Source organism: Streptomyces griseofuscus, from assembly GCF_014673495.1.
GTDB lineage: Bacteria > Actinomycetota > Actinomycetes > Streptomycetales > Streptomycetaceae > Streptomyces > Streptomyces murinus.
This window is the reverse complement of sequence record NZ_CP051006.1, coordinates 488,671-514,752: the sequence shown is the minus strand read 5'-3', so window position 1 is coordinate 514,752 and position 26,082 is coordinate 488,671. Positions and strand designations below refer to the sequence as shown.

The window sequence follows — 26,082 nt, the reverse complement described above, 5'->3', positions numbered from 1 at the left end:
GAAAGGTGCCCGACACCATGGAAACGCCCGCCGACGCGGCCCACCGCCTCGACACCGCCCTGCTCGCCCGCTGGGCCGCCCACCCCACGCACCAGGCGATCGTGGACGGCGACGACATCCTCCTCGCCGGTGAGGTCCGCGACCGCGCCGTACACACCGCGACCCTGCTGCGCGAGCGCGGGGTCCGGCCCGGCGACCGGGTGGCCGTGCTGCTGGAGCGCTCCGCGGACTTCGTCATCGCGGTCACCGCCGTGGTCCTCGCCGGCGGCGCCCATGTGGCCATCGACACCGCCAACCCGGGCGAGCGCGTCCAGTTCCTGCTGGACGACAGCGAACCCCGGCTGCTGCTGACCTCCGCCGCGCTCCGCGCCACCCTGCCCGACGACCTCGGCACCGCGGTCCTGACCGTCGAGGAATGCGCCGAAGCGCCCGCGTCCAAAGGGGAGTTCACCCCCGCCCCGGACCTCGCCGACAGCCCCGCGGTGATCATCTACACCTCCGGTTCGACCGGCCGCCCCAAGGGCTCGCTGCTCAGCCACCGCGGTGTCAGCGCCCGGCTGCGCTCCCTCCAGAACAGCCACCCGATCGACGACGGCGACCGGGTCCTGCACCACACCGCCTGCACCTTCGACATGTTCCTCGTCGAGGTCTACTGGCCGCTCCTGCACGGCGCCGCCATCGTCGTCGCCGCCCCCGGCCGCCAGCGCGACCCCGAGCACCTGGCGCGCCTCATCCGCGAGCAGCGCGTCACCACCGTGTGGTGGGTCGTCTCCCTCCTGGAACTGTTCCTGCTGGCCCTGCGCCCCGGCGAACGCGTCGACGGCCTGCGCCAGGCCCTGACCGGCGGCGAGGCGCTGAGCCCGGAGCTGGTACGCCGCTTCCACAGCCGCTCCGACGCCACGCTCAGCAACCTCTACGGCCCCAGCGAGTGCACCATGTACTGCACCGCCTGGGTCTGCCCGCGCGACCCCGACCCGGCGACCGTCCTGATCGGCTCCGCCATCGAGGACACCACGCTGCGCGTGCTGGACGAGCAGGGGCGGCCGGTCGCGCCGGGGGAGCCCGGTGAGCTGTACATCGGCGGTGTCGGCGTCTCGCTCGGCTACCACAACCGCCCCGAACTCACCGCCGAACGCTTCGTCAAGGACCCGGTCGACCCCGCCGCCGGCCTGCTCTACCGCTCCGGCGACCTGGTCCGCGAACACACCCCGGGCCAACTGGAGTACCTGGGCCGGGTCGACCGCCAGATCAAGATCCGCGGCTTCCGGATCGAACCCGGCGAGATCGAGGGCACGATCCGCACCGCCCCCGGAGTACGCCAGGCGGCCGTCATCGCCCACGGCACCGGACCCGAGACCCGGCTGGTCGGCTTCGTGGTCCTGGACGAGGACGGCACGGACCTGTCACTGCTCTCGGTGAGCACCCACCTGGCGGACCGCCTCCCCTCCCATATGGTGCCCGCCGCCCTGATCCCCCTGGACCACTTCCCGCTCACCCCGAACGGCAAGCTGGACCACGCCGTGCTCGCGGCCCGCGCCGAGGAAGCCCTCCCGGCGACCACCGGCAGCGCCTGCGCCCAGGACGCCTCCGACCTCGTATCGGTGATCGCCGACATCTGGTCCGAGGTCCTCGGCGCCGGCCCGCTCGGCCCCACGGACGATTTCTTCGCCCTCGGCGGCGACTCCTTCCGCGCCATCCGCGCCGTCCGCGAACTGGAAGCCCGCACCGGCCTCCAGGTCCCCATGCACCTGGTCTTCGAAGCCTCCGAGGTCGCCGAGTTCGCCGCCGCCGTCGCGGAGGACACCGAGACGGCGGGCAAGTAGGGGAGACTGCGGGCACGTCAGGGGGATGCCGGGCCGGGCCGGCGCCGGGAGTACATGGCCGACGGCGGAGCGGCAGGGAGCGGCGGCAGGGGCGACGGCACCCCCGTAGCCGCCGCCCCTGCCGCAAGATCGTGCTACGGGCGGCCACGCACTGTCAACGATCGTTTTCGGCTAGTCATTCGATCGTTGATTCCCCATGTCAGCGCGCATCGCCCCCGGCGGCCCCCGCCACCCCCGCCATCGCGATGCTGACCCTGCGGCTGTACCGCTGGAGCGCCAACTGGCCGTCGTGGGGTTCGCCCGGGTAGCTGTCCAGCATGGATCCCAACGCGGCGATCCGCAGGGCGCCGGCGCGGAAGAACTCGGTGGCGACGGAGACGGCGTGGTCGGGCGCGGTGTGCAGGCCCACGGTCTGGAGGTAGCGGCGCATCGGGTGGAGGACGCGCACGATGTCCTCGCGCGGGAGCGGTTTGACCCAGACGGTGCCGAACAGGGGAGAGGCGGTGAGGCCGGGGCGCTTGTCCGCGAGGACGTGCCAGCGGCCGCCGGGTCCGCTGAACGTCCGGGTGATGCCCAGGTGTTCCTCAAGACGGGCGACCGTGACGACGTTGGTGACCTCCGCCTGCTCGGCCGTCTCCCTCGGCAGTTCGGGGAACGCGTCCGCCTCGGCGGCCAACGCGTCCGCGAGGGCGCGGGCCTCGGCGAACAGCACCTCCGCGTCGTCCGTGTCGACATAGACGACCTGGGGGCTCGTGCAGGTGCGCTGGCCGTTGCGCAGGATGTCCCGGGCCAGCGCCCGCAGCGCCCGGCCGTCCCGGCGTTCACCCGTACGGTCGAGATAGGCGAGGGATATCTTCGGCCCCCACTCGACCAGCCGGCACCCGGACGGCAGGAACCGCGCGACCCCCTCGACCGCCTCCTCGGTGCCCCAGACCGCCACCGCGTCGGCCGGACGGCACAGCTGCCGCAGCCACTCCGTGTCGCGGGAGGAGAACCGCAGCACCACGAGCCGGTCGCGCACCTGACCCGAAGGGTCGGCGGCGGCGAGCATGGCCAGCGCGTGCTGGGTGAACAGGCTCTCCCCGCCACTGGTCTTGACAACGTTGACATTGCCCGCGAGCAGGCCCTCGACGGCGCTGAGCACGCCCGCGACGGCCACGTTGCGCGGGACGATGTGCACCAGCGTGCCGATCGGCTGCCACAGTTCCGCCGCACCGCCCGCGAACGCCGCCGGAGCGGGCCGGTGCGGAGCCGTGCCGCCGAGCTCCGCCGTCAACTGGGCGGCCAGCAGCCCCCGGTCGAGGGCCGCGGCGAGCCCCGCGAGGGCGGCTTCCGCGTCGGCGACGGGCAGCGCCGTCGTGGCCGGATCGGTCAGATCGGCGAACAGCCGCCTGTACTCAGCGCCGTCCCGGTCGGTGAGCGTCCCGGCGAACTTCTCGCAGGCGCCCAGGACGTGCTCGACGTCCAGCGGCCCGGGCAGAGCGGGAAGGACGGAGCCGAGCCGATCGAGCCGCCGCCCGGCCTCCTCCTCGTCGACCCATTCCCCCTGCCAGTAGTAGGGCGTGGTCAGGGTCTGCGCGACGGTCGTCATCGAACCTCCAGAAGCTCCGCCGCGGCGACGGCACATGTACGGTTACGGCGCACACCCGCGCGCCCATGGACCTCGAACCAGGGTGTGGCGATCCCGCAGTCACCCGGCGGACGCAAGGTGCCCAGATCGGCCATCAGGATGCTGTGGGCGGGCAGCGCCGTGATGAACGGCGACACGAACTGGAGATAGCCCACCTCGTCGTACCCCACCGGCTCCAGGGTGCGCACGTCCCGCACGACGCACCGCGCCCACACCGGCACATGGAAGTGGTGCGCCGCGCACTCGATGTACGGCAGGCAGTGCTCGACCGAGCCGTAACAGTCCCGGATCCGCTCACCCGGGATGCCGAGCCGCCGCTCGATCCCCTCCCGGAACTCCACGCGCCCGATGGCCCGGTCGGCGTGGCTCTTCCAGCCACCGCCGGTCAACACCAGCGAACCCTCGGGGAGTCGCAGCGGGGGCACCCCCATCGTCCCCATGCGCTCCAGCACGGAGTGCAGCAGCGCGGGGAATCCGACGATCCGCACCGGCTCCTCGCGCGCCGCGAACTCCAGCAGGGCGTCCACGCAGCCCATGGGGTCGAACTCATGGCCGACGCCGGTGTTGCGCAGTGCGTGCCGGACGGAGGCGACGGGCGCGAAGTCGCACAGCTCGTTCAGCCCGTGCGCGGCGCCCATGGTGAGCCGCGGATCCGGCTCGTACCCGAGGACGAGGTAGTTGGCGGGACGCTCGACGTCGATCAGCCCCAGCGCCTTCACCGTCCAGGCGTCCATCCGCTGCGCGGCCCCGATGGACCAGGCGTCGAACCCGATCTCCGTCTTCTCGCCACCCGTCCCGGACGACGTCAGCCGCAGCGCCACGGCATCGTCCTCGATCGAGCTCAGCGCATGTCGCTTGAACAAGTTCACATGTATGTAGGGCAGTTCGGCGACCTGCTCCACACTGTCCGGATCCGGTGCCCCCGCCTCCTTCCACAGCGCCCCGAACAGCGGGTTGCGCAGGGCGTGCCAGGCGTTGATCTCCCGCATGGCCGCGACGAACAGCTCGTCGGCGGCCGCATCGGCGCGAAAGGGGTCGGAGACACTGCACAGCTCCTGCACCCGCGGCAGCTCTCCGGGTTCCGGCACCTGAAGGGGGCCGAAGTACTTGGCGAGGGAATCGAGTTGACGTACGAGCTCGGCGTCCGAGGTCGACGCGGTGGTCATAGCACTCCTTGTTGATCACTAGTGTGTGCAGACCAAGTTGAACCCGCCACGACTTAAGTCCCCGACGACTCCGATGGATTTGAGCCAGCCTCGCGCGATCTTCTCGGACGGAGCGGCGACATCCGCTCGGGGGACGGGCCGTTAGGGTCGGGATCATGACGCCCACACCCGCCGGCAGCGCATTCGACTCGCTCCGCCTCGACGCCGTGACCGACCAGGAGACGCTGCGCCGTGTCTACGCACTCCCCAGCGCCGCGGCCGTGCGCAAGCAGATGACCGAACTCACCGACCAGACCCGGCGGTTGATCGGATGCTCGGCTCTGGTCCTGGTCGCCAGCGCGGACGCCGAGGGCAACTGCGACGTCTCCCCGCGCGGCGGCCCCGCCGGGTTCGTCTCCGTCCTGGACGACCGGACGGTGGCGATACCGGACGCGACCGGCAACAAGCGGCTGGACACCTTGCAGAACGTCATCGCCACCGGACGCGCCGGGCTCATGTTCATCGTCCCGGGGCGCACCACGACCCTCCGGGTGAACGGCCGGGCCTGCGTCTCCACCCGCCCGGAGCTGCTGTCCCAGCTGACCGCCGTGGGCAAGCCGCCGGCCAGTGCGCTGGTGGTGGGGATCGAGGAGGTCTACCCGCACTGCCCCAAGTCCCTGCTGCGCAGCGGCGCCTGGAAGCCGGAGCAGTGGCCGGCTGCGGACGCCCAGCCGACCTCGGCCGAGGTCACCCTGGCCCAGCTGCGGATGCCGGAGCTGACGATCGCCGACATCGAGCAGGCGGAGGCGGACTCGCTGAAGTACCGGTACGAGTAGGAGTCGTCCGCGCGACGCGCGCACACGGGAACGGGAAGGGGACAGGGCATGACGGACGGTCAAACCGGCACACCGGACAGCACCGCGGTGCGTACCGCCCTGCGGCGGGCGACGCACCTCCTGGTCGACCCGCCGACGCACGTACTGGTGGACGAGATCGGCCTGCGACTCGCCGCCCCCGGCGACAGCTGGCGCGAACGGCCGGACATGGACCCGGACGCCACCAGGGCGTGCGCGGGGAAGGCCAGGGCCGGGGGAGCGTGACGCCGGTGCCCCCGCACAGCAGGACGGCCACGAGGGGCGCCCCGGGGAAGTCGAGCAGGTGACATGGGGGCTCTTTGGAAGCGGAGGCGGCGGAGAGGGCAGGATTTGAACCTGCGTGGACCCCCTGGGGGGTCCGACCTTGAGACGTGCTCAGCGGTCCCCGATAAGCCACTCCGGGCACCTCTCCTCGTTCCCGGCTCCGGGGCGGTGCCCCTCGCCGTTCACAGGGAAGAGACTGCCGGACGGCGCTGACGGAGCGCTGACGAGGGCCTGACGGGGGCTCTGTTCCGTCTCCGTTCCGGCCCGTTGATATGTGTATCGGCCACGAATGTCACAGGAATGTCTCAGGGGCGGGTGCCGGGCAACCGGGGCGGCGGAGCCTCTGTCTTGATCGGCGCAAGGCCCGCTCACCGGGAGCGGGACCCGTCCCCAGGGGGAACTGATGCGCGTCCAGAAGATCTCGATGCTCGCTGTCGCCGGTGTCGCTCTCGGCCTCTCGCTCACGGCCTGCGGCGGCAGTGGCTCCGACCGCGCCTCCGACAGCGCCTCGCCCTCCTCGGCCGCGTCGTCCACCGCCACGAGCACCACGCGGCCCAGCTCCTCCGTATCCGCCCCCGCATCCGCATCCGCCTCCGGCCGGGGCGCCACGCACACCACGCAGACGGGCACCGCGAAGAAGTCCGGGGTGAGCTGCACCAACCAGATCGACTACGCCGGTGACCCGCGGTCGAACGCGGAGATCAACTCCATCGGTGAGCAGACGGGTCACTGCCCCGCCCCGGAGAAGGGCAGCAAGCCCTCCGGCACCCCGAAGAAGCCCGGCGTCAGCTGCACCAACCAGATCGACTACGCGGGCGACCCCCGCTCCAACGCCGAGATCAACTCCATCGGCGAGGACACCGGCTACTGCCCGCCGGTCCAGCACTGAATTCCCCGGTCCCGACCCGATCGGGACCGCCATGACGATGACCGCCGCCCGCAAGGGGTGGCGGTCATCGTCGTTTCCGTGCGCCGCAACGCACATGGAAATCAGGGGAGTCGGAGCACGTGAAGAGGTGTGTGGCCGAATCTGGCGTCAACTTCGTGTGACCGTTTCGCCGGTTCAGGTGCTTGCGGCAGCTTCTGCGCTTATCCGGTGTTCCGGAAGAAAATAATCAACTCAACGACGCCATCGAACTGGAGCAATACATGCGCCGTACCCGTATCGCCCCGCTCGCCGCGGCCAGTGCACTGCCCGCGGCAAGCGCCTCCACCGGCACCGCCCACGCGGCGGACGAGGGCGACATCGCGGTGCTCAGGACGGATCCGAAGCGGCCCGGCGGCGGCACCTTCACCTGAGTCACGGCCGTCCACCTTCGCCACACCCGCTTCCACACCTTGGAGAACCTGCACAGATGGCCGCCGAACTCGTCGTCATGGGGCTGGGGCACGTCGGGCTGCCGCTCTCCCGAGCCGCGGTCTCGGCCGGCCTGGCGACCGCGGGATACGACGTGTCCCGCCCGGTGGTGCACGGCCTCGCCGAGGGCCGCTCGCACGTCGGAGGGGTCGACGACGCCGATGTCGCGGCCATGCTCCGCGCGGGCTTCCACGCCACGGACGACCCCGCGGTCCTGGACGGCGCCCAGACCGTCGTGATCTGCGTACCCACCGGACTCACGGACAAAGGCCTGCCCGACCTCTCCGCGGTCGAGGACGCGGCCGCGGTCGTCGCCGCCCGTCTGCACCCCGGCATGCTCGTCGTCCTGGAGTCCACCAGCTATCCGGGCACCACCGAGGACGTCGTACGCCCCCTGCTGGAGCGCGGCAGCGGACTGCGGGCCGGCGAGGACTTCCACCTCGCGTACTCCCCGCAGCGCATCGACCCCGGCAACCCGACCTGGGACGTCCGCAACACCCCGAAGATCGTGAGCGGTCGCACCGCGCTGTGCGCCAAACACGCCGTGGCGTTCTACTCCCGGTTCGTGGACCAGCTCGTCGTCGCCCGCGGCACCCGCGAGGCGGAGATGGCCAAGCTCCTGGAGAACACCTACCGATACGTCAACATCGCCCTGGTCGACGAGGTCGCCCTGTTCTGCCATGAGACGGGCATCGACATCTGGGACGTCCTGCACTGCGCGGCGTCCAAACCGTTCGGCTTCGCGCCGTTCAGTCCCGGACCCGGTATCGGCGGCCACTGCATCCCCGTCGACCCCCGCTATCTCGCCGCCCGCGCGGAGTCCCAGGGCTTCGCCTTCCGCACCCTCGCCGCCGCCCAGGACGTACTGAGCCGCATGCCGGACCATGTCGTGGAGCGCGCGCTGGCCATCCTCACCAAGACCGCGGGACGTCCCGAGGGGGCGAGAGCCCTGCTGCTCGGCGTCACCTACAAACCCGATGTGGCGGACATCCGCGAGACACCGGCACGCCAGGTGGCCGCGGGACTGCTCGCCGCCGGCGTCGAGGTGTCGTACCACGACCCCTACGTCCCCGAGTTCACCGTCGGCGGCACACCGCTGCCCCGCACCGAGAAGCTGCGGGACGCCCTGGACCGGACCGACGTGGCCATCCTGCTCCAGGACCACGCCTGTTACGCGAGAGAGACGCTGGGCCGGGCCCGCTGCGCCCTGCTGGACACCCGCGGCAAGGCCGTGGGCAGCAGAGTCACCCTTCTCTGACCTCTCACCCCCGCCGGCTCCGTCCGGCGCACCCCTCCGGCCGGTCCCGTACCGGCCCCCAGCGCCCGCGCACGGCATCGCCGTGCGTGGATGCGGCCCTGCCCAGGCGCCGCAGTTCAGCACCGCCGTAACACCATCACCATCAAGGAGAAACCCATGAGCACCGCTGCCGCCAACGAGCGTCTGGTCAAGCGTTTCGAGAAGTGGGACACCGACGGCAACGGGGTCCTCGACGCCGCCGACTTCCAGAGCGAGGCCCGACGTATCGCCCAGAACCTGGGCAAGGACGCCGACGCGCCGGAGGTGCAGGAACTCCAGGCCGCCTTCACGGGTCTGTACGAGTACCTCGCCGAGAAGGCCGGTGTCGAGGCGGGCGGCGCCATCAGCCGCCAGCAGTTCCTCGACGCCACCGGGGACATGCTGTTCAAGGAGGGCGAGGCCAGCTTCAACCGCGCCCTGTCGCCCATCGTGAAGGCGCTCATCCGCCTGTGCGACGAGGACCACGACGGGCAGATCGACGCCCGCGAGTTCCAGGCGTGGCTGTCCGGCGTCGGCGTGCCGCTGTCCGAGGCCGGTCTGGCGTTCCAGAAGGTCGACAAGAACGGTGACGGACGGCTGTCCGAGGACGAACTCCTGGAGGTCGTCCGCGACTTCCACTTCGGTCGGCTCGAGGTCGAACTGCTCGGCTGACCCGCCGCACCGCCTCCGGTGACACGGGGTGGCGCCGCCGGGCTCAGCGGCCGGCGCCACCGCGTGCGCGACGACACCGGTGAGGAGGCGGAGACCGGACCCGTACGGATCCGGCCACACAGGGGCCCCTGTACCCGACTCCGGGTACAGAGGCCCACCCGTGCGGTCAGCAACCCTGCGAGGCGCCACCGCCCTGCGTGAAGGTGACGGTCTGCTCGGGCAGCAGCTCCAGGTCACGGCCGCTGACCGAACGCTCGGCATGGATCAGGATGTTGTAGTGGTTCGGCAGATGACAGGCGTCAAAACCGAGCACCCTGCCGACCACCGTGTCCCCGACACACACCTGGTCACCCCGGTCGATCACCCCGCCGCACCCCAGCTCCACGAAGCCGAGGAAGCCCACCCGGTCGATCCGGGCGCCGGGATACGGCTCCCACTGGTCGGTGCTGACCAGCTCGTGCACCTCACCGCGCCGTACACAGCGCGCCGCGTGCTCCTCCACCCGCATGCCCCGGTCCGTGCGCCGGTGCACCAGCACCTTCACCAGGGTGCCGCGCACCACCCGCTTCGGGCCGTCCTCCGCGGGGTTCACCGGCTCGCCTTGAGCGTGGCGGGCCGGGCGCAGTCGTAGGCCGCCTCGACCAACTCCAGCGCGTGCAGCCCGCCGTGCGCCCCCGGACCGGCGGTACCTCGCCCGTCCACGAGCTCCGCGAACTCACCGAGAATCGCCTCGTACTCGTGCCAGAGCGACCCCTTGAAAGCGGTGTGCCCGGCCAGCATGTCGGCACCCAGCACCTCCCCGTCGGCCAACTCCACCTCGACGTCCTTGAGTTCACCGGGGTAGGACCAGTCCAGCTCGACCGATGCCATCGCCCCGGTACGGCCGCGCAGCCGGATCACCGCCCGGCGGTCGACGCCATGGCCGTCGCGTTCGAGCGCGCACCCGGTGACGGTGAGGTCGCCGAGCAGCAGCCGTACCACGTCGAAGGCGTTGGGGCCGTTGTCGGCCAGACAGCCCCCGCCGCAGCGCTCGGGGTCCAGGTACCAGTCCTCGCCGCCGAGATGCTCCTCGATGCGCTCCAGGTACCGGACCCGGACCGAACGGACCTCCCGGCCCGCGATCCGGTCCGCCAGCTCGCGGACGGCCGTGTTGTAGCGGCGGTGGAACGCCGTCATCAAGGGGACCCCGCCGGCGCGCGCCGGCTCCACCAGCAGGCGCCCCTGTGCCGCGGTCAGTGCCAGCGGCTTCTCCACGCACACCGGGACACCGGCGGTCAACGCGTCCCGGCACACCGGCAGATGGACATCATTGGGGACGGCCACCACCAGGGCGTCCGGCCGGGCCTCGGCCAGCAGCACCCGATGGTCGGCGAACCGCGCCGCAGGACCGGTGAACCCTTCCAGGGTCTGCGCGCGGGCGTCGCACACGGCGGTCAGCTCCCACTCGGGGAGCCGGTCGGCGGCGGCCAGATAGTAAGGGGAGATGGCGCCGAGGCCGACGACCCCGAGGCGCAGCGGACGGTTCATCGGCGGCCCCCGAGCAGGCCGAGCCCGATCAGCTCCTCGTACAGATGCGGCGGCAGCGGGATGCCCTCGCGGTGGCGTTCGGCCGCGAGTTCCGCCTCCCACCAGCCCGGATAGCGCACCGGTTCGCCGTCGCGCACCGGCGGGCAGTCGGTGAGCGCGCCGAACAGCGACCGGGTCGTGTCCGCGATGTCCGCGTCGGGACGCAGCACCTGGGGGGCGATGGCGAGGAGGAAGAAGCCGATGTCGTCGTCACTGCCGTGCGGCCGGCCGTCCCCCTCCAGCGCCGCGGGCGCGGGCCCCACGGCCGCGCCGGAGACCACGGCGGCCAGCAACTCCACGGCGATACCGAGCCCGAAGCCCTTGTGGACGCCGGTCCGCGCGCTGCCGCCGAGCCAGCGCAGGAACGCCTCGCCGCGGTCGAAGGCGGCCGGGTCGGTCACCGGCGCCCCCGCCGCGTCCTCCAGCCAGCCCGCGGGCACCGGCTCGCCGCGCCGGGCGGCGACCCGTACCTTTCCGGTGGGCGCGACCGTGGTGCTCATGTCCAGCAGGAACGGATGTCCGTCCAGGGCGGGCGCGGCGACGCTGAGCGGGTTGGTGCCGAGCATCGCGACCGCGCCGCCCGGGGGCCGTGCGATGCGCTGGCCACCGCAGTTGCTCGCGACCACACCGATCATCCCGGCGTGCGCGGCGCGCACCGCGTGGAAACCGGCGCACCCGAAATGGGTCGCGCCACGGACCGACACCAGACCGATGCCGTGCCGGGAGGCCCGGGCCACGGCGTCGTCCATGGCCTCGGCCGCCGCCCACAGACCGAGCGCCCGGCGGGCGTCCACGACCGCGCAGGCGCCCAGGTCCGTGACGGTCTGCGGTTCGGCACGCGGATCGCAGCGGCCGGCGGCGAGCAGCGGCAGATAGAGGCGGCCGAGGTTGAACACACCGTGGGAGTCGAGCCCGGTCAGATCGCCGTGGCAGAGCGCGTCCGCGGCGAGCCGGGCCCGCGCGTCCGGGATGCCATGGCCGGCGAACAGGGCGGTGAGCGCGGTGTGCAGTTCGCCGTGGTCGACCAGGACAGGGGTGTGCTCGGCCGCCGCTCGGTGGGCGGGGGGTGCCGTCATCCGGATTCCTTAGGGGATGGGGTCGGTTCTTGTGCGGGTCGGTTCGCCGGGAAGCGGCTCACCGTGGTCCGGTCGCCGGGCGTCCGGCTCGCGCCACCGCCGGCCGCGCCCCGTCCGCGAAGGACGTGACGAGCCGCCGGACCACCGAGGCGAAGTCCTCCAGGTCGGCGAGGTCCACGAACTCGCCGGGCGCGTGCGCGCGGTTGGCGGCGAGGTCACCGGGGCCCAGCACCACGGTGAAAGCGTCCGCGAGGCCCGCCGCCCAGACGGCGTCGCAGGTGAAGCCGGGATCGTCGGCCGGGGGCCGGGCGCCCGCCCGGGTCAGGAGCGCCTCGGCCCAGGGGTCGCGGTTGTCCAGCGCGGGCAGCCCCTGCTTGTCCCAGCCGAGCCGGGTGACACGGGCCGCGTCCCGCGCGGTACGGGCGAACTCCCGCCCCGCGCCGAACAGTTCGGCGAAGCGGTCCAGGCCCTCGGTGAACTGCCGGGTGACCGCGGTCTTCAGCCGGTCGCCGTCGGCGGTGGTGCGGTACGACAGGTTCAGCAGCAGCGTGCCCGTGCCGTGGACGCGGTTGTGGGTGTGGCCGGTGTGCAGCCCGGCCACGCACACCCGGGCACCGGGCACGGCCCCGTCCAGGCGGGCGGCGAGATGCTGGGCGAGAAAGCCGAGCAGCACGGTCGCGTTGTGCCCGGCGTCCGGGTGGTCGTCCACCGCGTCCTCGCCCGCCACCGTGATCCGCGCGGTCATGGCGGCCGTCGCCCGGGGCAGCGCGTGCAGCCCGGTCGGTTCACAGAACACATTGAGCCGCCCATGGTGCCCGGCCTCCATCAGCGGCCGGGTCCCATAGGTGCCCAGCGCGCCGCCCTCCTCCCCGGCGACGGCCTGGACCACAACGGTGACGTCCCGCCCGACCGCGGGATGCGCGGCGGCGGCCGCCAGCCCGGCGAGCAGGGCGACAGCGGGTCCCTTGGCGTCGACCGCGCCGCGCCCGGTGAACCGGGTGCCGTCGCAAACCGGCGGGGTGTGACCGGCGACGGTGTCCAGGTGCACGTTGAACATCACCGTGTCCGCGCGGGCGCGTTCGGGCCCCAGGCGCAGCAGCAGACTGGGCTGACCTGCGAGGAAGCGCGGGTCCCGGGCGGCGGCGCGCACCGTGGCCGGTACGCCGGGCCGGTCCAGGCAGTCGGCGGGCGGCGCGGCGAGCCGTACCGTACGGAACCCCGCCTCGGCCGCCGCTGCCGCGTACCGTTCCAGGAGCTCCGGCAGCCGGGACGGCGGATCGGCCGACCCGGTCTCCAGCGGGTTGACGCTCGGCAGGCGCAGCAGATCGAGGAGCAGTTCGCGGTACCGGCCGGTGAACAGTGCGCTCACGCCGGGCCGTCCGCGAGGTCCTTCAGCAGCGCGGTCAGCGCCTGCCCGGCCCGTACGAACAGATCGGCGGCGTCCGCACCGGCCCGGGTCAGCCCCTCGTGGGGCCGTACCGCGAGATGCGGTTCGAGGGAGAGCGCCCCGCGATAGCCGTGCGCGGCCAGGATCCGCAGGCACTCGGCCACCCCGGCGGTGCCCTCGCCGGGCAGTGTGTAGGCGGTGGAGCCGTCCGGCAGACGGGCGCCGTCCTTGATGTGCACATGTTCCACGTAGGGCGCGAGGTCGCGCAGCATGGCCGGGGCGCTGTACCCGTAGGGGACGCCGTTGCCGATGTCGAACAACAGACGCAGAGCCGGGCTGTCGACGGCGCGCAGCAGGCGCAGTGCCCGGTCGGCCCGGCCCCCGGCCCAGCCCGCGCAGTTCTCGTGCACCAGCACCAGGCCCGCGCGCGCGGCACGGTCCGCGAGGACGGCGGTGCGGGCGAGCACGCGGTCGGCCCATTCCCCCTCCGGCAGGCCGTCGTTGGGGTACGACATGATCCGCACCAGCCGGCAGCCGAGGGCGGCGCACCGCTCGGCCAGCACATCGAGTTCGGCGAGGTCCGGGCCGATGTCGCCGGTGACCGGACGCGACCAGTTCCCGATCCGGGACGCCACGGCGACCACGGTGAACCCGTCGTCCGTGAGGCGCCGGGCGAGCGCCTGGAACGCGGTGGGGGAGAGGTCGGCGAGCGCGGTGCCGTCGACATTGCGCAGCTCGATGGAGTTCCAGCCCAGCCGTCGTAGCGCGGCCAGTTGACCGTCCGCGCCGGGTGCGGCCTCGTCCCCGATGCCGGCCGGCGGACCGAAGCCGTGGGTGCCGATGTGTTCCGGAGGCATGTCAGCGGCTCCCGGCACGGGCCTGCGGAACTCCGGTCGCCGGCAGCGGAGTCGGAGCTACGGCGGTAGGAGCCGGGGCAGCCGACGGCACGGTGTCCGGCCGCGGCACGACGGCGTGGCGCTCGCGCGCCACGCACAGCAGCCGTGCCGTCGCGCACGCGAGCGCGAAGTTCACGGCACCGGCCGTCCCCGCGGCGAAGCCCCGGTAGGCGCCCTCCAGGAAGTCGGTCAGGGCGTCGTCGCGGAAGACATGGTGTACGGCCTCGGAGTCCGGGCCGTGGACGATGAGCTGGGCATGGTCGTCGTCCTCGCTCAGTGGGAAGTGCGCCGTGGCGGTGCCGCCCTCGAACGCGCAGACCGCAGTGCGCTGCCGGACCGCCGCGCCGAGATCGGAGCGCAGCAGGGTCCGCACCCCCGACGGGTGCTCCAGCTCGACGTGGGCACCACCGAGACCGGGCAGCACCCGGTCCTCGCAGCGCAGGTCCCAGCAGCGCGCCGCCCGGAGTTCGGCCGGACCGGCCAGGTCCAGGGCGAGCGCCAGGGAGTGAGGGATCTCCACGTCCAGCGCGCTCGGATGCCCGTCGGTGGTGAGCGAGCGCAGAAAGCGGGGCTTGTGCTGGTCCACGGTGATACCGCGCAGGGGACCGAGCGTCTCGTCGCGGACCAGTCGGCGCAGTCGGCCGGTGAGCCGGGAGCCGGTCCAGTGCGAGACGACCACGATGTCCAGGTCGGCCCGCTCGCGAAGCCGTACCAGGGCGTCGAGTTCGCCCGCGGACGCGGCCAGGGGTTTCTCCACGATCAGCCGGCGCACCCCGTGTCCGGCGAGCCGCGCGATCACGTCGTACCGCAGCCGGGGCGGAGTGCACACATGGGCCACCGTCGTGTCGGGGTCGATCCGGGCCAGGGCCTCGTCCAGCGTGCCGACGGCCGTGAGTTCACCGGGCGCCCCCGCGTTCCCCCGTGCCTCGGCGCGCGGATCGCAGCCGACCACGGGCAGGGCGAGGAGCGGATCGCCCGTGGCCGCGGTGCGCCGGGCCAGCCGGGCGAGGGTCTTCAGATGCAGCCCGGAACCGGAGCGGCCGAGCCCGACCACGAGGGGCTTCAGCACAGGGCCTCCTGGGAGAGAGGGAACGAGAGGCGAACGCCTTTCGCGAAACGCCCGGTTCGTCGGACGTCGCGCACAACTCCGGCGCGCCGCCCGACTATTGCCGCCCGATGAGGAAAGGGTCAAGCGAACCGGAACGCCGTTACCCACAAAGTGTGAAGATGATCCTTTCCTTTCTCCGTCTGCGGGAAGATCCGACTACCGTGACCCTTCCGCAGAAACGACGGGACGGATGAGAGTTTGCCTTCCAGTGGACAGCTTCGGGCGCCGGCCGGGGGCGCGACACCGACCCCTCCGGGGGCGGCCGAATCGATTCCCTTCTTCTCCCAGGCCGCCACTTTCGAACAATTGTGGCCGTCCATCGAAAAGGCGTTGGGCGACGTTTTCGACAGCGGCAAATTCAGCCATGGAAAACAGGTGGGGCAACTTGAGACGGAACTCGCGCGCTACACCGGCGCCCGCCATGTGATCGGCGTCAACAGCGGTACCGACGCGCTGGTGCTGCTGCTGCGCGCCTGCGGACTGCGGCCCGGCGACGGGGTCCTGGTGCCGGCGTACTCGTTCTTCGCCACCGCCTCGGCCGTCGTACTCGCGGGCGGACGCCCGCAGTTCGTGGACATCGACCCGGTCACGTACGCGATGGACCCCGAGGCGCTCGACGCCGCCGTCACCCCCCGCAGCCGGTTCGTGATGCCGGTGCATCTGTTCCACACCATGGCCGACATGGCGGCCGTCGACGGTGTCGCCCGGCGGCACGGCCTCACCGTCGTCGAGGACAGCGCCGAGGCGATCGGCATGCGGCGTCGAGGCGTCCACGCGGGCCTGCACGGCCGGGGCGGCGTCCTGTCGTTCTTCCCCTCGAAGACGCTCGGCGCGATCGGCGACGCCGGAGCCGTCCTCACCGACGACCCGGAGATCGCGGACACCGTCGCGGCCCTGCGCCACCACGGCAGGGGCGGCCGTACGCTCAACGACTTCCCGGCCATCTCCACCGAGAGCGCGCTGCCCGGCGCGAACAGCAAGATGGACGACATCCAGGCGGCCGTCCTGCTCGCCAAACTGCCCCTCCTGGAGGAGCACATCGCGCGCCGCGCCGAACTGGCCGCCGCCTACACCGCCCGGCTGCGCGACCTGCCCGGCATCCTCCGCCTGCCGCGAGCCGTCGCGGAGACGCCGGACGACCGCGATGTGCACTACGTCTACCTGATCGAGACCGAGCACCGCGACGCCCTGGTCGACCACCTCGACAGGCAGGGCATCGGCACCGAGGTCTACTACCCGCTGCCGCTGCCCCACCAGCCCGTCTTCGGCCACCTCGGCCACCGGCCCGGCGACTTCCCGCACGCGGAGGCCGCCGCCCGGCGCGCCGTGGCCCTGCCCTTCCACCCCGATCTGCCCCCCGGCGACCTGGACCGCGTCTGCGACACCATCGGCTCCTTCCTCGCCACGACGGGGACCACCGCATGACCAACACCCCCGCCACCGCCGTCCCCTTCTTCCCGCCCGCCCTCTTCGAGGCCGACCGCGCCGAACTGATCGGCCTGGTCCGCGAGGTGGGCCTCGATCCGGAGCAACGTTTCATCCTGGGCAGCCGCACCGCCGCCTTCGAGGAACTGCTGCGCGCCGACCTCGGCGCCGCCGACGTGGTCGCCTGCTCCAGCGGCACCTCCGCGCTCTCGCTGGTGCTGCGCGCCATGGACATCGGCCCCGGCGACGAGGTGATCGTCCCCGCCTTCGGCTGCGCGCCGCTGGCCTCCTCGGTCGTCGCCGTCGGAGCCCTCCCGGTCTTCGCCGACATCCGCCCGGACACCATGACCATGGACCCGGACGCCGCCCAGCGGCTCGTCACCGAGCGGACCAGAGCGGTGATGCCCGCCCATATGTTCTCCGTGATGGCCGACATGCCCCGCTTCGCCGAGCTGGCCCGGCGGCACGGACTGCGCCTGCTGGAGGACTCGGCGGTCGCCCAGGGCGGTGTGCTGCGCGGCGTGCCGGCCGGGCTGTGGGGCGAGGCGGGCGTCTACTCCTTCGTGCAGGTCAAGACGTGCGGAATGCCGGGCGAGGGCGGTGTGGTGATCACCCGGGACCAGGCGCTCGGCGAGCGGGTGCGGATGCTGCGCAACCACGGCCAGCGGCCCGGGCGGCGCTTCGTCCACCACGCCGTCGGCGTCAACAGCCGCTTCGACGAGATCCAGGCGGCCTTCCAGACACACCGCTACGCCGGTTTCCCCGCACGCCTCGCCCGGCGGGCCGAGATCGCCGCCTACTACACCGAGCGCTTCACCCCGCTCGCCGACCGCGGGGTGACCCCGCCGCCGCCCGACCGCGACGGCCGCTGCTTCTACGTGTACACGGTCCTCGCCGACGCCCGGGACGCCCTCGCGGCTCACCTGGCCGAGCACGGAGTGGCCGGTCACGTCTACTACCCGAGCCCCCTGCCCGCGCACCCCGCCTTCGCCCCGTACGCGCCACCGGATGCCCGCTGGCCCGCCGCGGCGCAGGCGTCCCGCCGCCATCTGTCGCTGCCGGTGCACCACTTGCTGACCGACGCCCAGGTCCGGCAGGTGGCCGACCTCGTGTGCGCCTTCGCCACGACGCACGGCTGACGGACGACACCACCGGTACAAGACCGCCGGCCCCCCTCCCGCTGCCCCCTAGGGGTGGGGTGCAGGGCCCGTACCGCACACCCCCGTCCGCCCACGGCACCCCCACCCATCCGGATCACCCATCCCCGCGCGCCCCCACCCCCGGGGGCGCCGACCACCCCTCCCACAGACCGACCTGAAAAGGCCCCATGACCGACAGCATCGTGGCGGGCCGCCCCACGGCCGCCACCCACGCTCCCAGCAGGCTGCGCAGCTATGCGCGGCTCGGCAAGCTGGACGTGTACGACTACTACCTCGGCATCTTCCTCGCCCTGGCCGCCGCCCTGTTCCCGCTCGACACCTTCACCGCCCGCAAGGCATTGGTACTGGCGCTGTTCCTGGTCGGCGAGATCGCCGTCCTGATGGCGATGGTCGCCCTGGACGACGTCACCGGGTTCCGCGACGGCAGCGACCTCGCCAACTACGGCCCCGACAACCCCCTGCGCAGCAAGGCGCGCAAGCCGCTGGTCGCCGGAGCCCTGACGGTGCCCCAGGCGCTGCGCTTCGCCTGGACCTGCGCGGTGGCGGGCGTCCTGCTGTGGACGGCCGCCGCCACGCTCGCCCCGCACCGCCCGCTGTGGGCGCTCGTCGCCGGGGGCGCCCTGTTCGTGGTGTCACTCCAGTACTCGTACGGTCTGAAGATCAGCTACCACGGATTCCAGGAGGCGTTCCTGGTCGCCCTCGGCGCCGTACTGGTGATCGTCCCCTACGGGCTGCTGACGGGGGAGTTCGCCGGCTTCCTGATGGTGCAGGCGGTGCTGTTCGGGTTCGGTCCGCTGATGTTCGGGGTCTACTCCAACACCAATGACGTCGAGGGCGACCGGGCCGTGGGCCGTCCCACCGTGGCCGCGCTGGTCTCCGAGCGGGGCAACGCCGTCTTCATCGGGGTGCTGTCGGCCGCCGAGTTCCTCATCGGCGCGCTCGCCTCGGCCACCGGCACGGCCCCCTGGTGGTTCGTGCCGCTGATGCTCCCCGCGACCGCGCTGCGCACCCGCCAGTACCTGACCGGGTTCGTCCGCGGCGACATCATGGCCGCCCGCAGGACCGGCTTCACCGTGCACCGGCTCAGCGTGGCCCTGATGACCGCGGCCGACATCCTCCTCGGCTGGGGGGCCACCCGATGACACCCGAACTGGACGTCGCCGTCGTCGGCGCGGGCATCGCCGGACTGACCGCCGCCCATGAACTGCGCCGTGCCGGACTCTCCGTCCGCGTCTACGAGCAGCTCCCGGACGTGGGCGGCCGGATGCGCAGCCTGCGCCACCAGGGCTGGACCATGGACACCGGCGCCGAACAGGTCGCCTCCCGCGGCTACCGCGCCACCTGGGAACTGCTGCGCCGCCTCGGCGTCACCCCGGCCGATGTGCCCCGGGTCGGCGGCGGAGTGGCCGTCTGGCGCGGCGGCCGCGCCCGCCCCGGCGTGGGGGAGCGCACGGCCCTGCTCACCGGCGCCGGACTGTCCGCCCGCGCCCGCCGCGACCTGGCCGCCTTCTCCGCCTGGTCCGGCCGCCGCGCCGCCGGTTTCGACGGCGACCGCCCCGAACGCACCCCGCTCGGCGCCACCACCGTCCGCGAGGCCGCCGCGCGTTACCACCGCGACCTGCACGACTACCTCTTCCAGCCGGTCGCGGGCTGCTTCTTCGGCTGGGACACCGGCCGCTCGGCCGCCGCCCCGCTGGTCAGCCTGCTGCTGGAGGCCGGTTCCCCGAGCAGTTGGCGTACCTACCGCGAGGGCATGGACTTCCTCGCCCGCCGGCTCGCCGCCGACACCGAGGTCGTCACCGGGCACACCGTGCGCGAGGTGGTCGACGCGGGCGGGCACGCCGTCCTGCGCTGCGACGACGGCGAGGTCAGGGCGCGGGCCGCGGTGCTCGCCGTACCCGCACCCGCGGCGGTGGCCCTGCGCCCCGAAGTCCCCGCCGAAGAACGGCCGTTCCTCACCGCCTGCACCTTCACCCCGATGCTGAAGGTCAGCTGTCTGCTGGACCGCCCGCTCGCCCCGGCCGCGCGGCGCCCGGTGCACATCCTGCTCACCCCGGACGCCGAGGAACAAGTGCTCTCCGGCGTCGTCGTGGACCACGCCAAGGACCCCGGCCGCGCCCCCGAAGGCCGCGGCCTGATCACCCTCGTGGCCGCCCCGCGCCAGGTTCCCGAACTCCTGGACGCCGACCCGGACGACGCCGCCGACCTGCTGGTCCACGCGGCCGAACGCTACGTCCCCGGCATCGGCGCCGCCCGCCGCCACCACTTCGCGCACACCTTCCGCCACGGCCTGCCCGAAGCCACCCCGGCGGCCCTCGCCGAACGCGCAGCCTTCCTGGACCGGCCGGTGCGCGCGGTGGAGTACGCCGGTGACTGGGTGATGCTCCGCCCCGCGTCCGAGGGCGCCGTCCGCGCGGGCGCACTCGCCGCGTCCCGCGTCCTGAGCAGGCTCGGCCGACCCCGCCCGGCCGGCCCCGACCGACTGGAGAAGTCCGTTGCGACCGCATGACATGGGCACCCTGTTCGACGAGGCCGCGGCGGCCGGTGCCCGCACCGTGTTCCACCTCGACCGGCCCCTCGACATCGCCCCGGACGCCGGAACCCGCTGGAGCGTCCCGGAACTCGCCGACCTCGTCCGGGTGACCGCCGCCCGGCTGGCCGCCGCCGGAGTACGGCCCGGGGACCGGGTGGCGATCGTCAAGGACAACCACTGGGACTACGACCTGCTCGCCTGCGCCGCCGTCCGCGCCGGCGCCGTCCCCGCGCTGCTGTCCGCCCGGCTGGAGCCGGAGACCCTGCGCACCCTGCTGGAGCGGCTGCGCCCGGCCGCGCTCGTCACCACCTGCGCGCTGCTCGACCGCTGCGGAGCCGCGAGCCCACCGGTCCGCGTCACCCTCGACGCCGAGGTGCCCGGCGCCGTCCACCTCGCCGCCCTGGACGCCGGCCGGCCCCGCCCACCGGTACGGCGGTCCGACGACGACCCCCTGGTCATCCACCACACCTCCGGCACGACCGGGGTACCGAAGCTGGTCGTCCACTGCACCCGCACCCTCGTGCACAAACTCGCCCGCTTCGAGGCGGTCCGCTACCCGGGCATCGGCATCCGCCGGGACGACGTCCTGCTCAACGCCAGCGCGTACGCCCACGGCCGTACCTTCTGCTGGACGGCGGTGATCCTGTCCACCCCGCCCGCCGAGGTCGTCCTGCTCACTGGCGACGACCCCAACACCGCCGACCCGCTGCTGCGCGCCCACCCGCCCACCGTCGTCGAGGCACTGCCCGCCACCTACGTACGGATGCGCCCGCTCACCACCCGCCTGGACAACCCATTCCGGCGCGTCCGCCTCTACATCAGCACCTACGACGCCGTCCACCCGCCCGCCCTGCGCGCCTACCTGACCGCGACCCGCCACCACCGCCCGCTGTGGATGCAAGGGTGGGGCCAGACCGAGACCGGCCCGCTGACCTTCCGCTTCCACACGCGGCGCGGCACCCTCGGCCCGGACGCGGAGACCACGGCGCGCCGGCTCGGCCGCCCGGTGCCGGGCCGGACCCGGCTGCGCGCGGTCGACCCGGACACCCTGCGCCCGGTGCCACGCGGCCGCCCCGGACTGCTCCTGGTACGCACCGCCGCCCTCGCCCTCGGCTATCTCACCGAGGACGAACGCTGGGACGCCAAACGCGTCGGCGACTGGTGGTCCACGGGCGACATCGGCGTGCACCACCGCGACGGCAGCGTCAGCGTCCTGGACCGCGAGGTCGACAGCATGCCCGGCCTGAGCTGCCTGCGGACCGAGGACCTCCTGGAGGAACGGCTGCCCCAGGCCCTGGAATGCGTCATCCTCGGCGCCGGCGACGGCGATCCGCTGCCCGTCGTGATCACCGCCGACGGCCGGCTCGACCCGGGCGCCTGGAAAGAGGCCACGAACGGCCTACCGGCACTGCGTGAACCGGCAGTCCTCACCTGGGACGATGTGCCCCGCACCGGCACCGGCAAGGTCCGCCGCGCCGCCCTGGCGCACCGCCTCACCGGCACCGGGCTCGCGGGCACCGGCCGCTGGACCTGACGGACGGCGCCTTCGGCCTCCTGCGTGAACTCACCCTCCCCAAGGCCGCGTTGTGACCGGCCGGCCCCCTCGATGAAAGGAACCCCCGCATGGCACCGCCGGCCCCGGCCCGCGCGGTCTTCGGCAACGGCACCGCGCACAGCCGCGACCAGCACCGCTGTCTGGAGGCCGCCTACGACCCGGTGACCCTGCCCCGGCTGGCCGCCGCCGGGGTCGGCCCGGGCTGGCACTGCCTGGAGATCGGCGCGGGCGGCGGCAGCATCGCCCGCTGGCTGGCGCGGCGGGTCGCACCGGGCGGCTCGGTGCTCGCCACCGACCGCGACCCCCGCGACCTCGTCCCCGGCCCGCAGCTGGCGGTCGCCGCCCTCGACGTGGCCCGCGATCCGCTGCCCGAGGCGGCCTACGACCTCATCGTGGCGCGCCTGGTGCTCCAGCACGTACCGACCCGCGCCGCCGTCCTGCCCCGGCTCGTACGCGCCCTGCGACCCGGCGGACTGCTCCAGATCGACGAGATCGACGCCTCCTACGAGCCCCCGCTGCTGACCCCGGACGCGGCGGCCGAGGAACTGTACCTCCGCTTCCTGCGGGCCAAGTCGGCCGCGATGCGCGCCGCGGGCGGCGACCCGCACTGGGGACGCGCCGTGCCCGCCGCCCTGCGCGCGGCCGGACTGACCGCCGTCGACGTCCATCTGCACATCGGCGTCCGCCACGCCCAGGACCCCGGCCTGGGACTCCAGTCGAACCACACCCACAATCTCCGCGACCGGCTGGTGGAGCAGGGCATGACCGACGAAGAGCTGGAACGGGTACGGCAGTTGATGCGCGACCCCGGCTTCCGCGCCGCCTCCAGTGTCTTCTACTCGGTGCAGGGCCGCCGGCCCGGCGGGGAGGAGAGGTGACTCCTCGTACCGTCGTACGTCCGGTGGTCGCCGCCGCCGTCGCCGACCAACTGCTCCGGCACACCGCACCGGGTGTGCCGCAGGTGCGCCCCACGCTCGACTGGGCCGGTCCGGTCGGCATGGAACTGCCTGACGAGCGTGCCGTACAGGCCGCCTGCGGGCTCATGCACATCCACGGCCGGGCCACCGGCGGCCCGGTCCCGCTCGCCGTCGACTACGCCTCGGTGGTGGCCGGGGTCCTCGCCGCCCAAGGAGCCACAGCCGCCGGGATCGGGCGGGCCCGCGGGCTCGACCTGCGCGAGGTGCGGACCTCGGTCGCACAGGGGGCGTTGCTGGCGGTCGGCCAGTACCTCGCCGCCGCGACGGCCCGCGAGGCGGACGGCCCGCCCTCCACGGCGGGACCGGAGCCGTGCGCGAGCGGTCTCGCGACCCTGGAGACGGCCGACGGCGCCCGCGTGGAGGTGGAGACCCTCGACCCGTCGGCCTGGCGGGAGTTCTGGGCCCTGCTCGGCGTGCCTTCCGCCCTCGCGGGGCGCGGTTGGCTGCCCTTCCAGCAGCGGTTCGCCACCGCCGTGTGCCCGTTGCCCGAGGAACTGCGCGCCGCCGCCCGCCGCCGTACCCTGCCGGACCTGGTGGCCGCCGCGTACGACACCGGCGTCAGCCTCCTCACCCTCGGCGCCGACCCCGCCCCGGCCGTCCACCCCGAACCCTGGCGGCTCACCCCCGCCCCGGCCGTCCACCCTGGACACCGGCAGCCCGCACCGGCCGTCGCCCCGGTTCCCCGGCGGCGGACGTCCGGACCCGCGCACCCGGCTCCCGATGTGCCCGTGCCGCCCCTGCCGCTCGCGGGCCTGCGGGTGGTGGAGTCCACGCGCCGGGTGCAGGGCCCCCTCGCCGGACACGTCCTCGGGATGCTGGGCGCCGAGGTGATCCGGATCGAACCCCCGGGCGGCGACCCGATGCGCTGGCTGCCCCCGCTGGCCGGGGACACCTCGGCCCGGTTCACCGCCCTCAACGCGGGCAAGCGGGTCGTCGAGGCGGACCTGACGACCGCGCGGGGCCGGGAGACGGTACGCGAGCTGGCCGCCGAGGCCGACGCCTTCGTGCACAACTGGGCCCCCGGCAAGGCCGCCCGGCTCGGCCTGGACGCCGCCGATCTGCTGTCCGACCGACCCGCCCTGGTGTACGCCTGGGCCTCCGGCTTCGGCGACACGCTCGGCGACCGCCCGCCGCTCGGCACCGACTACCTCGCCCAGGTGCACAGCGGACTCGCCGCCGCCGTACGCCCGGCCGACGAACCCCCGGCCCCCTCCCTGATGACCCTCACCGACGTCCTCGGCGGACTGGTGTGCGCCCAGGGCGTGCTGGCCGCGCTGGCACGGCGGGAGGGGACCGGGCGGGGCGGCCGCGTCGACTCCAGCCTGGTCTCCGCCGCCGCCCTGATCCCGCGCCCCGCGCACCGGGTGCGCTGGACGGCATCGGACCGCCCCGTGCGCACCGCGGACGGTCATCTGTACCTCGGCCCCGAGGCCCGCGCGCATCCCGAGGCGGTGCACCGGTTGCTGGGCCGCGCCGAGGGGTCGGCCCTCACCACCGACGAGTGGACGCACCGCCTGGCCGAAGCGGGCCTGACCGCCACCCCCGTCCACACCGACCTGGCCGCCCTGGCCGACGACCCCGCGTTCAAGGCGGCGGTCGCCCCACCGGACCCGCTCATCGGCCACGCCCGACCGCACGCGCCCTGGGAGTTCGCATGACCGTCGCCCCCGCCACCCTCCCCGCGGCCCGGGGCGGACACCTGGTGTGGACCTCGCGCGCCGGTGTGCCCTTCCCCGACCTCGTGCCCCGGGCCCGTCGCCTGGCCTGGGTGTCCGAGGGCCTATGCCCGGACGCCGACCTGTACACGCTGTTCACCGCCCGGGTCCGCGAACACCCGGACCGCGCCGCCCTGGTGGACGACGCCGGGACGCTGACCTATGCGGCCCTGGGCGCCGAAGTCCGCCGGATCGCCGCCCTGTTCGCCGGATCGGACCTCGCCGCCGGGGACGTGGTGGCGCTGCGGCTGCCCGACGGACGCGACGCCGTGGCCGCCGAACTCGCCGTGTACGCGCTCGGCGCGGTCGCCCTGCCCCTGCCCCCGAGCGGCGACGACCGCGACACCCGCGCCCTGCTGGGCCGCTCCCGGGCCCGCGCCGCCGTGCTCGCCCGCGCCGAACAGATCCGGGTCCTCCCGGACCTTCCCCACCTGGCCACCCGGTACGTCCCCGGCCCGGACCGCACCGGCGCACTCGGCCTGCACCCGCCCATGCCCCGCGCCCCCGAGCCCTGGCGGCCCGGGCCCGTCGACCCCTACGGGCCCGCCCGCATCCTGGTGTCCTCCGGCTCCGAGACCGAACCCAAGATGGTCGCCTACAGCCATCACGCCCTCGCCGGCGGCCGGGCCCGCTACGTCCGCGCCCTGCACCCGGACCCCGCGGTGCCGCCCCGCCACCTCGTCCTCGTGCCGCTGGCCTCCTCCTTCGGCTCCCTCGGCACCCCGGTCACCCTCGCCGTCCTCGGCGGCACCCTGATCGTGCCCTCGCGGTTCGACCCGGCGGGTGCGCTCCGGCTGATCGCCGAGCACCGCCCCACCCATCTGTTCGCGGTGCCCACCATGCTGCGCCGCATCGCCGACCTCCCGGCCCGACCGGGCGAGGACACCTCGTCGTTGCGCGCCGTCGTCTCCAGCGGCGCCGCCCTGCCACCGGCGGTCGCCGAGGCGTGCCGCCGCCGCTTCGGCCGCCCGGTGGTGACCGTCTACGGCTCCTCGGACGGCGTCAACTGCCATACGGCGGGGGAGAGCCGGCCCACCGGCGACAGCGTCGGCACCCCCGACCCCGGGGTGGCCCGCATCCGGATCACCGGCCCCGACGGCAGCCCGCTGCCCACCGGACAAAGCGGCCAGATCGAGGCACTGGGCCCGATGACACCCCTGTGCTACGTCAACTCGCCCGAGCTGAACGCCCGTTACCGCACCCCCGACGGCTGGGTGCGCACCGGCGACCTGGGCCGCCTGGACGAGTACGGCAGGCTGCACGTCCTGGGCCGGTTCAAGCGCATCGTCGTACGCGGCGGCCTCAACATCAGCCTCGCCGAGGTGGAACACGAACTGAACGGCCATCCGTGCGTCGCCGAGGCGGTGTGCGTCCCGGTGCCCGACCCCGACCTCGGGGAACGCCTGTGCGCCTGCGTCCGCCCGGCCCCCGGCACCCCCGCGCCCACGCCGGCCGACCTCACCGAGCACCTGCTGTCCCGCGGCCTGGGCCGCCGCAAACACCCCGAACTCCTGCTGCTGGTGGACGAGATGCCGCTCGGCCCCACCGGCAAGATCTGCTACCGGACGCTGACCGCGTGGGCGGCCCGGCAGGAGGGGGGCCGGTTCCCGGGGCCCCGGTGATCGGGCTCGGCGGCCGGGGC

22 protein-coding genes and 2 pseudogenes are annotated in these 26,082 nt (G+C 73.7%); 15 read left to right on the top strand and 9 right to left on the bottom strand.

Features of this window, described 5'->3' with window-relative positions; all coding sequences use genetic code 11:
* Positions 1-17 precede the first annotated feature (17 nt).
* The gene (locus tag HEP81_RS02410) at positions 18-1,823 is read left to right on the top strand and encodes a non-ribosomal peptide synthetase (RefSeq protein ID WP_051849900.1); all 1,806 of its coding nucleotides are present in this window, start codon (positions 18-20) and stop codon (positions 1,821-1,823) included.
* Between the two features lie 199 nt (positions 1,824-2,022).
* Here HEP81_RS02410 and HEP81_RS02405 read toward each other — a convergent pair whose 3' ends face one another.
* Both HEP81_RS02405 and HEP81_RS02400 read right to left on the bottom strand, forming a co-directional pair.
* Positions 2,023-3,414 (bottom strand): acyl-CoA reductase, encoded by a 1,392-nt coding sequence (locus tag HEP81_RS02405; RefSeq protein WP_051849901.1) that lies wholly within the window; start codon positions 3,412-3,414, stop codon positions 2,023-2,025.
* A complete protein-coding gene (locus HEP81_RS02400; protein ID WP_078967162.1) occupies positions 3,411-4,619 on the bottom strand; it encodes a LuxE/PaaK family acyltransferase in 1,209 nt (402 codons plus the stop codon). The genes HEP81_RS02405 and HEP81_RS02400 overlap by 4 nt, the downstream gene beginning before the upstream one ends.
* 155 nt (positions 4,620-4,774) lie before the next feature.
* Here HEP81_RS02400 and HEP81_RS02395 point away from each other — a divergent pair, with 155 nt between their 5' ends.
* Both HEP81_RS02395 and HEP81_RS02390 read left to right on the top strand, forming a co-directional pair.
* The gene (locus tag HEP81_RS02395) at positions 4,775-5,434 is read left to right on the top strand and encodes an MSMEG_1061 family FMN-dependent PPOX-type flavoprotein (protein WP_037652021.1); all 660 of its coding nucleotides are present in this window, start codon (positions 4,775-4,777) and stop codon (positions 5,432-5,434) included.
* Between the two features lie 48 nt (positions 5,435-5,482).
* Positions 5,483-5,659: pseudogene (locus tag HEP81_RS02390) on the top strand (SAM-dependent methyltransferase); the annotation flags it as partial.
* 129 nt (positions 5,660-5,788) lie between these two features.
* Here HEP81_RS02390 and HEP81_RS02385 read toward each other — a convergent pair.
* Positions 5,789-5,885 (bottom strand): annotated as a pseudogene (locus tag HEP81_RS02385).
* A gap of 255 nt (positions 5,886-6,140) precedes the next feature.
* On the opposite strand from HEP81_RS02385, the gene HEP81_RS02380 reads away from it, so the two are divergent.
* The 4 genes from HEP81_RS02380 (at position 6,141) to HEP81_RS02365 (ending at position 9,042) form a co-directional block, all read left to right on the top strand.
* Positions 6,141-6,626, top strand: a complete 486-nt coding sequence (locus HEP81_RS02380) for a hypothetical protein (RefSeq protein WP_037652024.1) — start codon at positions 6,141-6,143, stop codon at positions 6,624-6,626.
* 182 nt (positions 6,627-6,808) lie between these two features.
* Complete coding sequence (locus HEP81_RS02375) at positions 6,809-7,036, top strand: hypothetical protein (RefSeq protein WP_141720588.1); 228 nt, start codon at positions 6,809-6,811, stop codon at positions 7,034-7,036.
* Between the two features lie 56 nt (positions 7,037-7,092).
* On the top strand, positions 7,093-8,352 hold the full coding sequence (locus HEP81_RS02370; protein WP_037652025.1) for a nucleotide sugar dehydrogenase: 1,260 nt from the start codon (positions 7,093-7,095) through the stop codon (positions 8,350-8,352).
* A 156-nt stretch (positions 8,353-8,508) separates the two neighbouring features.
* The gene (locus tag HEP81_RS02365; protein WP_037652026.1) at positions 8,509-9,042 is read left to right on the top strand and encodes an EF-hand domain-containing protein; all 534 of its coding nucleotides are present in this window, start codon (positions 8,509-8,511) and stop codon (positions 9,040-9,042) included.
* A 166-nt stretch (positions 9,043-9,208) separates the two neighbouring features.
* Here the strand turns inward: HEP81_RS02365 and HEP81_RS02360 are convergent, their stop codons facing one another.
* Genes HEP81_RS02360 through HEP81_RS02335 form a run of 6 tightly spaced genes read right to left on the bottom strand, consistent with a single transcriptional unit; the run spans position 9,209 to position 15,036 of the window.
* Positions 9,209-9,634 carry a DUF6917 domain-containing protein gene (locus tag HEP81_RS02360; protein ID WP_037652027.1) on the bottom strand — a complete coding sequence of 142 codons (426 nt, stop codon included), beginning with the start codon at positions 9,632-9,634 and terminating at the stop codon, positions 9,209-9,211.
* Entirely contained in the window at positions 9,631-10,569 is a 939-nt protein-coding gene (locus tag HEP81_RS02355) for a Gfo/Idh/MocA family protein (RefSeq protein ID WP_037652029.1), read from the bottom strand. The genes HEP81_RS02360 and HEP81_RS02355 overlap by 4 nt, the downstream gene beginning before the upstream one ends.
* Positions 10,566-11,684, bottom strand: a complete 1,119-nt coding sequence (locus HEP81_RS02350; protein WP_037652031.1) for an Ldh family oxidoreductase — start codon at positions 11,682-11,684, stop codon at positions 10,566-10,568. The genes HEP81_RS02355 and HEP81_RS02350 overlap by 4 nt, the downstream gene beginning before the upstream one ends.
* A 58-nt stretch (positions 11,685-11,742) precedes the next feature.
* Positions 11,743-13,053 (bottom strand): M20/M25/M40 family metallo-hydrolase, encoded by a 1,311-nt coding sequence (locus HEP81_RS02345; protein ID WP_051849902.1) that lies wholly within the window; start codon positions 13,051-13,053, stop codon positions 11,743-11,745.
* Positions 13,050-13,928, bottom strand: coding sequence for a sugar phosphate isomerase/epimerase family protein (locus HEP81_RS02340; RefSeq protein WP_037652033.1), 879 nt, complete (start codon positions 13,926-13,928; stop codon positions 13,050-13,052). Before HEP81_RS02340 ends, HEP81_RS02345 begins: the two co-directional genes overlap by 4 nt.
* Position 13,929: 1 nt before the next feature.
* Positions 13,930-15,036 carry a Gfo/Idh/MocA family protein gene (locus tag HEP81_RS02335; protein WP_063755198.1) on the bottom strand — a complete coding sequence of 369 codons (1,107 nt, stop codon included), beginning with the start codon at positions 15,034-15,036 and terminating at the stop codon, positions 13,930-13,932.
* Positions 15,037-15,273: 237 nt separating this feature from the next.
* Between HEP81_RS02335 and HEP81_RS02330 the strand changes: the two genes are divergently transcribed.
* From HEP81_RS02330 to HEP81_RS02295, 8 genes are all read left to right on the top strand, one after another.
* Positions 15,274-16,500 (top strand): DegT/DnrJ/EryC1/StrS family aminotransferase, encoded by a 1,227-nt coding sequence (locus HEP81_RS02330; RefSeq protein WP_274599477.1) that lies wholly within the window; start codon positions 15,274-15,276, stop codon positions 16,498-16,500.
* On the top strand, positions 16,497-17,639 hold the full coding sequence (locus HEP81_RS02325; RefSeq protein ID WP_037652035.1) for a DegT/DnrJ/EryC1/StrS family aminotransferase: 1,143 nt from the start codon (positions 16,497-16,499) through the stop codon (positions 17,637-17,639). Before HEP81_RS02330 ends, HEP81_RS02325 begins: the two co-directional genes overlap by 4 nt.
* 188 nt (positions 17,640-17,827) lie before the next feature.
* The gene (locus HEP81_RS02320) at positions 17,828-18,802 is read left to right on the top strand and encodes a UbiA family prenyltransferase (RefSeq protein WP_037652038.1); all 975 of its coding nucleotides are present in this window, start codon (positions 17,828-17,830) and stop codon (positions 18,800-18,802) included.
* On the top strand, positions 18,799-20,169 hold the full coding sequence (locus HEP81_RS02315; protein ID WP_037652040.1) for an FAD-dependent oxidoreductase: 1,371 nt from the start codon (positions 18,799-18,801) through the stop codon (positions 20,167-20,169). The genes HEP81_RS02320 and HEP81_RS02315 overlap by 4 nt, the downstream gene beginning before the upstream one ends.
* Position 20,170: 1 nt before the next feature.
* Complete coding sequence (locus tag HEP81_RS02310; protein WP_037652042.1) at positions 20,171-21,727, top strand: class I adenylate-forming enzyme family protein; 1,557 nt, start codon at positions 20,171-20,173, stop codon at positions 21,725-21,727.
* 89 nt (positions 21,728-21,816) lie between these two features.
* On the top strand, positions 21,817-22,626 hold the full coding sequence (locus HEP81_RS02305) for a class I SAM-dependent methyltransferase (protein ID WP_037652044.1): 810 nt from the start codon (positions 21,817-21,819) through the stop codon (positions 22,624-22,626).
* Complete coding sequence (locus tag HEP81_RS02300) at positions 22,623-24,383, top strand: CoA transferase (protein WP_037652047.1); 1,761 nt, start codon at positions 22,623-22,625, stop codon at positions 24,381-24,383. The genes HEP81_RS02305 and HEP81_RS02300 overlap by 4 nt, the downstream gene beginning before the upstream one ends.
* Complete coding sequence (locus HEP81_RS02295; protein ID WP_051849903.1) at positions 24,380-26,062, top strand: class I adenylate-forming enzyme family protein; 1,683 nt, start codon at positions 24,380-24,382, stop codon at positions 26,060-26,062. The genes HEP81_RS02300 and HEP81_RS02295 overlap by 4 nt, the downstream gene beginning before the upstream one ends.
* The last annotated feature ends 20 nt before the right edge of the window (positions 26,063-26,082 follow it).